This window comes from Colwellia sp. PAMC 20917 (assembly GCF_001767295.1).
Classification (GTDB): Bacteria; Pseudomonadota; Gammaproteobacteria; order Enterobacterales; family Alteromonadaceae; genus Colwellia_A.
Genome location: NZ_CP014944.1, coordinates 233,413 through 246,175 on the forward strand (window position 1 = coordinate 233,413; position 12,763 = coordinate 246,175).

Consider the following 12,763-nt stretch of genomic DNA (forward strand, 5'->3'; position numbering starts at 1 on the left):
GGTACATTATGAAATCATTTATTCCCTTTTTATTCGTAACTTTATTAATATCAGCTTGTGCTTCTCAACCTGACTACCGCCCTGCAACTAAAGGGTCATCAGGTTATAGTGAGCAAAAAATTACCAGTGATAGGTATCGTGTACAATTTAAAATCATCTCTAACAGTGTCGCTGATGCAGCTGATTATGCGCTATTAAGATCCGCGGAGCTCACTCAAAAGCAAGGTTTTGATTGGTTTGTCGTGACCAATAAAGAAACTTTTGTTGAGTCTCAAAAAGTAGAGGTTGCCTCTGCGTTTGGTTTATCGCATCAACAGCGCATTGAACGCCGTTGTGGCCTATTCAACTGTGAAACCTACCAACGTCCACATAGTGAAATAGGAATTGCCTTTAATAGCGGCAATAACCGTAAAGAAGTGCATAGTATTTTAGAGATTCGAATGGGCAAAGGCATTATGCCTAATGAATCGACTTATAGCGCCGTTGATGTGATTGAAAACTTGTCACAAAAACTGGATAAGCATTAGAAAAAACATGTGATAATAGCTAATGTAAACGCTAGCAATAATCACATAACTTGAGGTAGCTGTTAATCTACCTATTAAACCCGGTAACATGAATGTTACCGGGTTTTTCAATAACTAAAGGGTAAATATTCAAGGCCCCATCACTGTAAATAGCATAAGACACCTCTTTTGAATGAATTAATACCCATGCAAATAAACCACTTACCTAACAATAAAAAACATAGCACTCATATTAACGTTAAATTAATGTGACCTGCAAAAGAATCGAATGCTAGAATACACAATAATTCAAATTAATCGGATCAGTTATGAAATATGTTGTATTGGTTATAATTATTGCCTTGGTAATTTTCTTTATTTCAAAAAGTTCAAATGATAAAAAAGCCGCGGTTGAAAATATAGCGATAGCTAACCAGTTCTTAGCTACAAATAAAACCCTTGAAAATGTTGTTGAAACAGCTTCAGGTTTGCAATATCTAGTATTGGAAAAAGGTGATGGATTAAAGCACCCAAGTGCCAGTTCAAAAGTGAAAGTGCATTATCATGGCTCTTTACTCGATGGCAGTGTATTTGACAGCTCAGTTGATCGCGGTGAACCCATTAGTTTTGGCTTAAACCAAGTGATACCTGGCTGGACTGAAGGTCTTCAATTAATGGTTGTTGGTGATAAATTTAAGTTTTTTATTCCATCTAGCTTAGGCTATGGCAATAAATCTGCAGGAAAAATAACCCCCGGTTCGTTACTTATTTTTGAAGTGACACTACTCGACATTCAGTAAATAAAATATCTAAAACAGCAATAATAGAAATATCATTGCTGTTTTATTTAGTCAGATGATTAGGTCTTGCCAGCATATAATAGCCACTATATTTTGTATTGATAACAGCGAACATACGGCTGTTAACTACTCACCTTTGCACTGTAAACTGAATAGAACAATGCTAATAGCAAGCAAATAACAGCAGGAATTAATAAAGCATTAAACTTAAACATACTGAAAAAATAAGCACCGAATCCCCCACCAACAATAAATCCCGTTATTATCAGTAGAAACAATACCGCCTTTCTTTTATCAAAGAGTTCGCCTCGAAGTCTTGAACCTAACATAAGACCAAGATCGGTAAATAACCCAGTTACATGTGTTGTTCGAACAACAGCGCCACTATAGGTTGTCACTAGTGCATTTTGAAGCCCACATGCAGCTGAAGCTAAATAATGGCCAAATAGTGATCCCTTGGATAAGAAATACATTGATGCGAAAATAATGATTGCCTCCAAGATAAGCAGTCGACTGTAATTACGACCCAACTTTAACGAACCACTATTTAGGAAATAGCCTGATATGGCAGAGCCTACTAAGAAGCTAAGCAGAATTAAAACCAAATGAAGCGTATTAGAAAAACTTGAGTTTAAAACACCTACGCCAAGCAGTGTTGCTGTTCCAGATAAGTGTGAAATAGATTGGTGATTAAATCCTAAAAGTCCAACAGCGTTAATAAAGCCCGCAACCAGTGCTAAAACAAACGAGCCATACTCTACCCACCGAGGTAATTTTGATATCACGATAATCCTTTAATCACAAATGCCACGTTAAGCGCCGATTTGAGTGACTTATAGTTCTTGTGTAAGTGCGGCACTTATAGCGATAGTAAATAACAATATTAAAGCAGCAAGTCCTTTAATTACACCTTTTATACGTTTATATGAGAATTCATTATTCCTTTTATCGTAATGATCGATAATTTCAATCAAAAGATATAAAGCACCTAACAAAAGAGCAGCAAAAGAAAAATATACTGCATTACCTTGAAAGGTAACTTCACCTCTTCCTAGGGGGAGATAAAGAGTACCGCTGTAGACGCCATAAGTGCCATAGCAAAGTAAAAAAATAATAAGTATTTTTTTAGCTACCCGCTGTGGTAAAGGGATATCATTTGGAACATAGTTTTCACTATTTTCTGACTGCTTTTCCCCACGACGCATACATTAGATCCCTGATAAGTTGGCTTATAAACTAAATATATATTTTATCGCAAAATAAATAATACTCATGTGCGTTAACATTAAAATCTAGTTCATCTTTAAATAACAGGGATTTTCAAATCAAAACACCCCATACAAAATCCCACGCTATTTCTCGTTTAGTATCGCAGGCAATCGTGTCTTAATTATAATCTTTCTGGAAAATTACAAAAAATACCATCGATATTTAATTCTTTTACTTTGGCAATGTCATCATAGTCATTAACCGTATAAACATAAACTTGTAACCCTTTTTGATGTGCGTCATCAACAAAGTCCTGATTGATAAAATCTAGACTTAAGTTGATGGATTGAGCATTAAGTTCAACGGCACAATCAGCATAAGAAAGAGGAACGCCTTCAAGCAAAACACCGATGGGTATTTGAGGATACAAATGTTTAAATTTATTTAATTCATGATGATCAAATGAAGAAACCATAAAATCAAGCTCAGACCAGCCCTTTTCTTTTATGTATTTATCTATTACCTGATACGTTGCAATTGCGGTACTTCTTCCCTTTAATTCTATATTTACTATCACGCTTTTATCAACAAGATCCAAGACTTCTTCAAGTGTTGGTATAAGTTCACCTTTTCCCGCGTCTAGTTGTCTTAGCTCAACAAAGGTTTTATCTTCAGTATAGCCTATACCATTAGTTGTTCTGTCTACTTTATCGTCATGTATAACAACAAGTTCACCTGTTTTACATACATATACATCTAATTCGATCGCATCAACATTTAACGCTAATGCTTTTTTAAAAGACCTTAGCGTGTTTTCAGGTTCATGACCCATTGCGCCACGATGTCCTATTTTTAGTATCTTTTTATCCAAAATTTATTTCTCTTTATTTTCTATAGTAAAATCATTAACACGACCATATCAATACGCATAGCGCTCATTAACAGCCAACAGCTATAAAAACAGTTCTAGCAATTTAGAAGGCATACCTAGCTTTTTAGTGCTTTTTTTAATGGTGTTAAATGAGACTCATAATTACGCCATTGTTCAAGACCACTTTGATAAATAGGTTGTCGAACTTGCTCAGAGCTAGGCGTGCGAACAGCGCGTTTATTTGTATGAAAATCAATACAAGCCTGCTCAAAAGGCAGTCCACAATAGTCTAATATGCGCCTAACTTGGCTTTCAAGATCGGCAACCACATCTTCATACTGCACACGTAAAATCTTACCGGGTAATTCTTTGTCCCAATGGTCCATCAACTCAACATAACTTCGATAATAATGTCCAATGTCTTCAAGATCATAGGAAAACTGCTGCCCCTCACCAAACAATTGTTTGAAACCACTAAAACAACAGGACAAAGCATCACGTCTCGCATCGATAATTTTCGCATTAGGCAAGATCAGATTGATAAGCGCAATATGCCGGAAATTGTTTGGCATTTTATCGATAAAGAACATTGCTCCTTGGCGATGATGCCGAGTCTCTTCAATATACAGCTCGCCCATTTTAGTGAGGTCAGCAGCAGTAATATTGCTTAGAATACTCGGGTATTTGGGGGTGTCACGCGTGGCTTGTCGACCATTTAAGCGATGTGCTAGACCGATAATGTTGGCCAATTCCATTGTCCCATCGACCTGTGAGTGTGAAGAGAGTATTTGTTCTAAAAGTGTCGACCCCGCTCTGGGTAGTCCAACAATAAATATAGGATCTGCAGCAGAGCAACCGGTTTGTTTATGGCGATTGAAAAACGCAGCGTCAAAATTATTTTTCTGAAATTCAAACGATAACTCGAGAGATTTGCTGTCAAATTTGTCTTGCTCGCTCTTGAGTTTGTTGCCGCGATGGTAAAAAGAGAAGGCTTCGTCAAAGAGCTCACTGTCTTCTAAATCTTTGCCAAGCGCAAAGCAAAAATGAATTTTATCATTTATCGATGTAGTCGCGCTTGCTTCTTGAACCCTCATTTGCTGACGTTCATCAGAGGTAAATCGGTAAGTTTTTAAATTGGCCAAACTCCAGAAAGCATCACCAAAGTCAGGTTTGAGATCGTAGCTTTTACGGTAAGCTTGGATCGCGTCTTCAACACGCCCCATCGTTTTTAATGCATGGCCGAGAGTTAAATAGATAGAATAATTAGCTGCGTTGCTATCCAATACACTTTCAAAGGTACTTATAGCTGCTTCAAAATCTCCAGTGGCTTGTTGCGCATTGCCGAGACCAATTTTAAACGTTGCATTTTCCGGGTCTGAATCTAATAGAATTTTTGCTTGCTCAAGTGCCTTATTAAATTTTTGTCGTTTATGCAGAACATGAACATAGTCAAGGCGTGCTCTTTTGTAATTTGGTTCAAATTCAAGGCAGCTGGCTAATAAGAATTCCGCGTCATCAAGAATTTGAAACTTTGTTCCTAACTCAGCCAATAAGCGCATAGCTTCTGGTTGATGGGGATTGTCTTTGAGAAAATGACGACAGAGCCATTCAGCGCGATGTAATTGCTTTTGATATATTAAGCTAGAAACAGAAACTAATGCTGGCGGCAAACTGGAGAGCCAATCAGCACGTTTTTTTGCTTCCTGATGCATCGGATAACCAGGTTGGTCTGCTAAAGCGCGCCAACTTCCAAACAAAGCTGGATTTAAGGCGACTGCTTTTTCAAAGGATGCTATCGCTTGGCTAGTGTTCGCCATTGCTTTGTGAGTATAACCTTGCTCTTGATGCGCCCGGCCATGGTCCGGTTGTTTTATAAGAATTTGATCAAGACTTGCCATAGCCAGATTATATTTTTGTTGTTTACGCTGACAGACTGCAAGACAATAAACACCTTCAATATGCCCTGGATTTTCCTCAAGCATATCTTCTAGGTTCTTAGCTGCTTGGCTTAAGTGGCCTTTTTGAATCAAAAGTTGACACTGTTTAATAACTTGGTCTGGTTGGAGGTTTTTCAATTGATTTGGCAAAATAATGTCTCGGTAAATATCAAGAGATGGTTGATATTGTCTATAAATATACAAAAAAAATGGGTCGACGTTATTAAACGCCGACCCTATCTTATCTTAAAATACTTTAAAATAATGTAAAATGCTAATAATCATAGCTTATTCTGAAGCCAACTGTGCGAGGTCTCGTTGGTGAAACCCTAAAGACATTATCAGCTGAACCCGCAGCAACTTGTCCAAGAGAATCGGTAGCATTGTCAATAAAGAGTGTTGCTTTCCAGTCATCTTTTCCAATAGAGGCAGATAGGTTAACTTGATTATAAGACGGTAACTCAACACGATCAGCAGCAACTAAGCTATTAAAACGTGAGTCTGTCCATTTAAATACGCCTTGAAAAACAGCAGCAAAGTCGCCGATATTTTGATAGTAACGCGCGCCAACCACACCTTCATTTTCTGGTGCGTAAGGGAGATTAGACCCTACTGGTGTTATATTAACTAAGGTGTTTGGAATATCAGTCAACTCTGAATCAATGTAACTAAATGAGCCAAAAAGGTCGACATTATCGGTCGCAGCCCAGTTAAGTTCAAATTCAACACCATTGATATCAGCAGAACCAACATTATCAAAGAATGAGCTATTAGCGATACTAAGATCAAGAACGCCTTGCTGCATGTCACTGAAATCAACATTGTATATCGCGCCATTAAAACGCAAAGTATTATTAAGCCAAGTTGTTTTCCAGCCTAATTCAACACTAACAACATCATCGGTATCAAAAGTAGCAGGAATGCCACCAGTGCCAACTGCACGATTGAATCCACCGCCTCTAAAGCCTTCAGAATACGTAGCATAAAACATCGCGTCAGCATTCATTTCCCAGCGTATATTGGCTTTGTAAATCGTTCCCGATATCGTTGCAGGCGATAAACCAGCCAGTCTTGAATCAACATTGGTTCCGGCATCTGCCTCTGGTCCAGATGCTCTTTGACCGAAAGGAGATTGTCCCATCAAGCCCATTTCAATATTATAGTGACGTGCACCAACTGTTACGGTTACCTCTTCAGTAACGTCGTAAGCAAGCTCACCAAATACAGACATTTCTTCACGGTCTGATTGATAATCATTGAAATAAGTTACGCCCGGCGGTCGAGCACTGCCATCGGTGTTAGTGAAAGCACCCGGTATTGGGAAGTTTGGTGAAAATCCAGCGGCGATAGAACCCGCATAAGTAAAGTCAGTTAACGTATTAAGTTGCTGATCATCATAGAAAACACCACCAATCGCTCTAAAACGGTCTTCCGCATTGGTTGCAACACGAATTTCGTGCACAACGCGTTCTGTTTCAAACTGCTCAGAAGTAGTCATCACAGGACTAAAGCATTCATCATAACCTGGGTAACTACAAATGTAGTAAGGAACATATGGTCCTATTTCTATATAAGCAGTATAGTCAGTATTACCTTGGAACGTGCGGTTGGTGAACGAGCCGTTATAAATAACTTCAAGGCCGCCAAGCATTCCATTCAATGTCCACTGTGTTAGGTCAACTTTATCATCACCAGCCGTCGGCGAAAAAGTGGCTGTATTTAAGTCGTCTTCAGTGCTGATAGACGGATCATATTCAAAAGAACCTTCAGTATCTAACTGTTGGTTTGTGTGCTGTACTAACAAATCCCATTCGTCGTTGATTTGCCATAAGCCACTAATTCTGACGCCACGGTGTGTCGCTTCATTGTAATCATCTTTTGCAAGTGTAGAGTTACTGACTACTTGTCGAGATGAAGGAACGCTGCCACCCAGTGCTGGATTAGTTAATGGTAATTGCGTTGTAGACAGCGCATTATCAATAAACCCACCATCAGTAGAATTATAAGCTGCAATTCGTATGGCAAACTCATCTTCTATAATAGGAAGATTGACATAACCTTCAGTTTTATTACTGATGCCACCACTCTTGGTCGATGACATACCTACCTCGCCACCGGCTCTAAATTCGTTCAATTCCGGTTTGTTGGTAATAAGGCGAACGGTACCTGCCTGTGAACTAGCACCAAACAATGTGCCTTGAGGACCTTTTAACACTTCGATACGTTGCAGATCAACCGCATATAAATCTATATTACGACCTGGAGTAGTGATTGGAGTTTCATCAAGGTAAAAAGCAACGCTTGGCTCGCCCCCTATGCCTGCAAGTCTAACATCAGCACGACCGGCGGATACACCACGGATATAGGTTTCTTGCTTACCAGGACCTTGACCTTCAGAGCTAACACCCGGTAGTAATGCAATATAATCTTCAAAGCTGTCAATACCCAGTTGCTGAAGTTGTGCTCCACTAATGGCTTGAACAGCAAGCGGCACTGCTTGTTGGTTTTCTGAACGGCGAGTTGAAGTAACCGTTATAGTTTCGATCTGGCGCTCAGTCTCAACTTTTTTGTCTTCTGCTTTACTCTTTTCCTGAGCTTGAACGGCACTACTACTCAATGCAAGAGCGATTGCCATGGTCAATACGGTTTTAACTGGTCGGTTTTTATGATACATAAGTACCCTCGTTGATTATTTTCTGTGACTTAGCAGATACTAAGTAAATTAATAGATCAATATCGAAGCAAAACGCTTATCAAGTGACAGCCTTTTGCTTCTTTGTGACAAACCGTCAAAAGTTTTCGCAAACAGCTGTGTCGTTAAAATAGCCTGTAATATAACTTAATGATTAATATCACAGAAATTTTTGAGTTGTAGCATACTACAATATCGGAAAGATTACTGAATATAGCTAAAATAAACAGCAAACTTCGGTGAAAAGATGGTATTTTGAAGAAGTAACGTTTAGAACGACTCACGGGGTTTATTTAAGCTTGTGTCGATAAACTCTTAAAGGGTTAAAGAGTTTATCGCATTAAATACCTTACTTGACGACACTTTCCCCTGACTTTGCCGCTTTATATTCCGCATGCATAAATGCCCAAACAGATATAATACCCACAGCTGAAATCAATATAAGCATATTCATAAAGCTAGACCAACCACCCGCACTATCAGCTAACCTGCCGCCAATAAAAGCAAATGTTGCACTGGCCGCAAAACCAAAAGCATCAATAAAACTCACCAATTTTGCACTGTGGGGTCCACCATATTCGATAGAGAATATTGACATAGGTAGGTAATAAGCGGGAGAAATTGAAAAGGCGAATAAGAAAATTGCGCTCAAAGCGACAATGTAATTCACTTCAACACTCAAATCAAACCAAGATAAATACTTCAGGGTCAGGATACTCAATAAACTCAGAGTCATTGCTATCGTTAATACGGTGCGAATACCTTTCTTTGAAAATCGGTCGTAAAATGCTATCGAAGCTAACAATCCAGCCAAAGAACCTACGGGGAAGATAGTAGAAGCCATTGCTGCTTGTGAAGGAGATAATTGATAGGTTTCCATAAGATAAACGGCAACAAAGTCTAAAAAGGCCATCATACAAGTAAGCATCATTAGCATTAGCACCACGAGCCAAACTCTTGGACTTTTAATAAATGCCAACATACCTGCACCCATACTCGTATCTTGAAGTGGGTGGTTATATTTGTTATCAACTGCCTGCTTTGCTGCTTTGGCTAGCGCTATACCTTCGGCACTGGTATCAGTATGATCACTTTCAATTTCTCTAAAAAAGTTGGGGTTTTCTGGTTTTTCTTGTAGAAAAAAATAACAACCAATAAAAACAACCAGTCCAAAAGCCGCAGCGATGAAAGCGACTGAACGCCAATCCATAAAGCTTAATAACCAACCAAAGAATAAAGTCGCTAACACAACACTGAATCTAGAACTGGTAGAAATAATACTCCAAACTCGCCCGTAATGATGAGGGTGATACCATTCTCCAACCAGTTTGGTCATCGCTGGCCAACCTGAAGATTTTGTACAGTACAATAGGAATGAAAAAACAGTAAAAGCCATTACATTAGGAGAGAGTCCAAAAGCAATAACAAAGAGCGCCGTTAGAAAAATGCCAATCAAAAAAGTAAAGCGCCCACCTATAATATCAGCAAGGGGTCCCCAAATGAGCTTGCCAACCAATGCACCTAAAGTACCATAAGCAGCAAAATCACCCAGATTAGTTTTTGTTAAGGCTAAGGTTTCATCGGCAAGCAAGGCAGGACTAAGAATAGTGACCATTTGACGACAAATCATCATGGCGGCATAGCCAAGATACATGGCGATAATAATATTTAATTGCTGTGGGGGTCGGTTAGACATAATTTCTCTGTGAACAGTTGTAATATAGTTAACGGGACTCCTATAAAACACTGGCTCTGTTGGGTTAATGATTATGGATTCGATGATACTATGTTATTCAGTAATTTACGTCAAATACGCCAAAAAAAATTGGCCCTATACCAAACTAACAGTAATTACAGATGTACTACTTTCAAATAAAGTGACGAGATTTTTATTCAAAAAAACTATATAGACGATGTGAATGATGACTTGTTATAAAGGGGAGGATTTTAACTAACTAAGAAGTTTAAAAAAGGTGGTACCCGGAGACGGACTTGAACCGTCACACTCTATGTTCAAGTAAAGTGACGAGATTTTTATTCAAGAGAAAAAATCTAAACGATGTAAATGATGACTTGTAATAATGGGGAGGATTTTAACTAGCTAGGAAGTTCAGAAAAAAGGTGGTACCCGGAGACGGACTTGAACCGTCACACTCTATGAGCGAGGGATTTTAAATACCTTGTGTTAACGTAACGGTGAGATGTTTACTGACTGATTTAATTGAGTTTACATTATTTATGCATGACATCAATAACATTATCCCTAGCTAAAGCAGCCTAAATCATTGTATAAAATCGGTACAAAGTACCAATAAAAAAAAACGATTTGAATTGAGATCATATTATGGTGCGTTTCAACAAATAAATTGCAACAAGCTGATCGTATTAAAGACGCTAAAAATTGCGACCCTGTCAAACACTAACAATCAACTTTATGCGCCACAGTCAACTTAAATAAAGCCAATTGGCTTCGCTATAGGTTGTTTATAAGCTGACTCTTGTTGTAATAATGCTAAGACGGTATCTTCATCAAACTTTCCTAATAACGAGCATTTTCTGGCGACTACAGCAAAATCTCCTGGTGTTAAGTTGTTGAGTTTCAATAACTGCTCCCTAGCTACTTTACTACTGTAATAAACAAACTGTTTAAACATTTTTAACGTTTGAGCTGGTAATAAATAATCAAGTTTTATCTTGAAGTCAAACCGTCTTGCTACCGCATAATCTAATTTTTGATTAAAGTTGGTGGTTGCGATAAAAACGCCCTCAAATGTTTCCATTTGAGTAAGCATTTCATTAACCATTGACGACTCCCAGTTTTGACTATGACCTTCTCTTGAATTTAAAAAACTATCAACTTCATCGAGTAACAAAATGGCATTTTTGTCTGTGGCTTCTTCAAAGGCTGCGGCAATATTTTTTTCTGTTTCACCAACATAAGGTCCTAACAAATCAGAGCCTCGTTTCATTATTAAGGATAAGCCTAAATCTTTAGATAAAAATTTCGCATAAGCGGATTTACCCGTACCTGGAGGTCCATATAATAATATACGAGACTCACCTAACCGATTAATTCCCTTTTGAACAACTTTTAAGTCATGCCCTATACTATTGGTTAACGACAAGTCATATTCTAATAGCTTATTTACAGGCTGAATTTGTAATTTTTTATAGCCTCCCGCATTTAAATAACCGTTTAATAATACGGTTATTTGTTCTTGGGCATCACTAGCAGTTAAGTAAAAGGTTTTAGTTACCTTTATCGCTTTCTCAATATGAGCGATAGATAAGCTTTTGTGTTGACATATATGAGCAATAAATTCGCTAGACAAGCGTAATCCTCTACTAAGTTGTCTGACTTTACGTTCATAACTCTCAGCTTCCGGTGATGTAACTTCAAGCACCATATCAAAACGACGTATGTACGCATCTTCCAGAGAATAAGGTCGATTGGTTACCCAAATAGTAGGTATTGGTGTGTTTTCAAGCAACTTATTAACTTGATGCTTACGTAGATTACGGCCTGATAGTGGATTTTCATGGAAAAAATCATCACACTCATCAACAAACAGAATAATGTTTTTTAGTTGCCCACATATTGTTTGGGTTCTTTCAATTTCATTTACCATCGTTTTCGATATATTGTCTTGAGAATATTCATCATTGCTGTGGCTTATATCGAATAAATCACAATTTAATGCCTTAGCTAACGTTTTCACAAGTTCCGTTTTACCTACGCCTGGCTGACCATGTAGTAAAATGTTTACCCCCTGCTTTTTAAATGATATCGCATCGTCTAAATATTGATACAGCGGTATAAATTGTTCAACAGCAAAATCTTTCGGTTTTAGCTTCGTTTCATAGTCAAGTTGATAACAATGTCTAATTAGTGCCTCAACAGAACTTAATGTTTTTATTGTTTTAATCGCTTCTAGATATTTGTTAGGAAGCTCAATTCTTGATAGAAATATATTTACATTAATATGGCTATATTGGGCAGAATGAATACTTTCATCATTATTAGTTAACAAGCTACTGATACTATTCTCATCCCTATGTGTACCTGTAGCAATGCTTTGAATATCAGCATCGGTTACACCAATTGCTCTAAGTAATACAAATGTGGCCGTCGCGTCATCTTGATACTCAGATGCTAATTCATCAGCAATATCGTTAAATGGTTCACTCATTAATTTAAGATATGAAAATAAATACAACCTAAAATATAATCGTGGGTTATTGGTTTGTTTGGCAAGGGTATTAAGATTTTGATAGTAATTTTGACCGAATAATTGCTTGGCATTTACTTGTGAAACTTGTTTTTCTATCCACAAAAAATATTGTTTACTTAATATTTCCCTAGATGTTAATAAACGTTTTGGCATTCCTAGCTGTAATAGCGCTTTCTTTAATACACAATCGTCAATTAAATCATTTATAGAGGTATTAATAACGGCGCATTCTTGCAGTACTTTTTGCAAGAAACACAATACTAAAAAGTTACATTGATCATATCGATGAACTTCATTTAACTTAGACGTAGTTTTTAGAGCTTTTTTCATAATAGCCATAGTTTATCTCTTTTAATACATAAAGATGGAAGGACAAAAGAACACAAGTTCAATACACGTTATATCCCAAATCACCTCTCGATAACATGGCAATTTTTGACATTATTATTTGACACTTGGCTCGGTTTTTTACGATAAAACACTGTGAATTCAAGTGGTTAAAAACCAAAGGGGAGG

At 37.7% G+C, this 12,763-nt stretch carries 9 protein-coding genes; 2 read left to right on the top strand and 7 right to left on the bottom strand.

Annotation, left to right across the window (positions count from 1 at the left end):
• Positions 1–8: 8 nt before the first annotated feature.
• Entirely contained in the window at positions 9–527 is a 519-nt protein-coding gene (locus tag A3Q34_RS01035) for a CC0125/CC1285 family lipoprotein (protein ID WP_070373679.1), read from the top strand.
• A 308-nt stretch (positions 528–835) separates the two neighbouring features.
• A complete protein-coding gene (locus A3Q34_RS01040; RefSeq protein ID WP_070373680.1) occupies positions 836–1,306 on the top strand; it encodes an FKBP-type peptidyl-prolyl cis-trans isomerase in 471 nt (156 codons plus the stop codon).
• 122 nt (positions 1,307–1,428) lie between these two features.
• Here A3Q34_RS01040 and A3Q34_RS01045 read toward each other — a convergent pair whose 3' ends face one another.
• From A3Q34_RS01045 to A3Q34_RS01075, 7 genes are all read right to left on the bottom strand, one after another.
• Positions 1,429–2,091, bottom strand: a complete 663-nt coding sequence (locus A3Q34_RS01045; RefSeq protein WP_070373681.1) for a YoaK family protein — start codon at positions 2,089–2,091, stop codon at positions 1,429–1,431.
• A 48-nt stretch (positions 2,092–2,139) separates the two neighbouring features.
• Positions 2,140–2,511: a hypothetical protein gene (locus tag A3Q34_RS01050; RefSeq protein WP_070373682.1), complete on the bottom strand. Its 372-nt coding sequence runs from the start codon at positions 2,509–2,511 to the stop codon at positions 2,140–2,142.
• Between the two features lie 185 nt (positions 2,512–2,696).
• Positions 2,697–3,386 (bottom strand): glycerophosphodiester phosphodiesterase, encoded by a 690-nt coding sequence (locus A3Q34_RS01055; protein ID WP_197517634.1) that lies wholly within the window; start codon positions 3,384–3,386, stop codon positions 2,697–2,699.
• Between the two features lie 116 nt (positions 3,387–3,502).
• Positions 3,503–5,416, bottom strand: coding sequence for a tetratricopeptide repeat-containing sulfotransferase family protein (locus A3Q34_RS01060; RefSeq protein WP_231907403.1), 1,914 nt, complete (start codon positions 5,414–5,416; stop codon positions 3,503–3,505).
• Positions 5,417–5,597: 181 nt separating this feature from the next.
• The gene (locus tag A3Q34_RS01065; protein WP_070373683.1) at positions 5,598–7,997 is read right to left on the bottom strand and encodes a TonB-dependent receptor; all 2,400 of its coding nucleotides are present in this window, start codon (positions 7,995–7,997) and stop codon (positions 5,598–5,600) included.
• A 367-nt stretch (positions 7,998–8,364) separates the two neighbouring features.
• Entirely contained in the window at positions 8,365–9,711 is a 1,347-nt protein-coding gene (locus A3Q34_RS01070) for an MFS transporter (protein ID WP_070373684.1), read from the bottom strand.
• A gap of 754 nt (positions 9,712–10,465) precedes the next feature.
• Positions 10,466–12,586 (bottom strand): AAA family ATPase, encoded by a 2,121-nt coding sequence (locus A3Q34_RS01075; RefSeq protein ID WP_070373685.1) that lies wholly within the window; start codon positions 12,584–12,586, stop codon positions 10,466–10,468.
• Between the last annotated feature and the right edge of the window lie 177 nt (positions 12,587–12,763).

Bases quoted from the DNA above. Each gene is read 5' to 3' on its own strand.
- A3Q34_RS01035 (WP_070373679.1), top strand. From the start codon at position 9: ATGAAATCATTTATTCCCTTTTTATTCGTAACTTTATTAATATCAGCT.
- A3Q34_RS01040 (WP_070373680.1), top strand. From the start codon at position 836: ATGAAATATGTTGTATTGGTTATAATTATTGCCTTGGTAATTTTCTTT.
- A3Q34_RS01050 (WP_070373682.1), bottom strand. From the start codon at position 2,511: ATGCGTCGTGGGGAAAAGCAGTCAGAAAATAGTGAAAACTATGTTCCA.
- A3Q34_RS01065 (WP_070373683.1), bottom strand. From the start codon at position 7,997: ATGTATCATAAAAACCGACCAGTTAAAACCGTATTGACCATGGCAATC.
- A3Q34_RS01070 (WP_070373684.1), bottom strand. From the start codon at position 9,711: ATGTCTAACCGACCCCCACAGCAATTAAATATTATTATCGCCATGTAT.
- A3Q34_RS01075 (WP_070373685.1), bottom strand. From the start codon at position 12,586: ATGGCTATTATGAAAAAAGCTCTAAAAACTACGTCTAAGTTAAATGAA.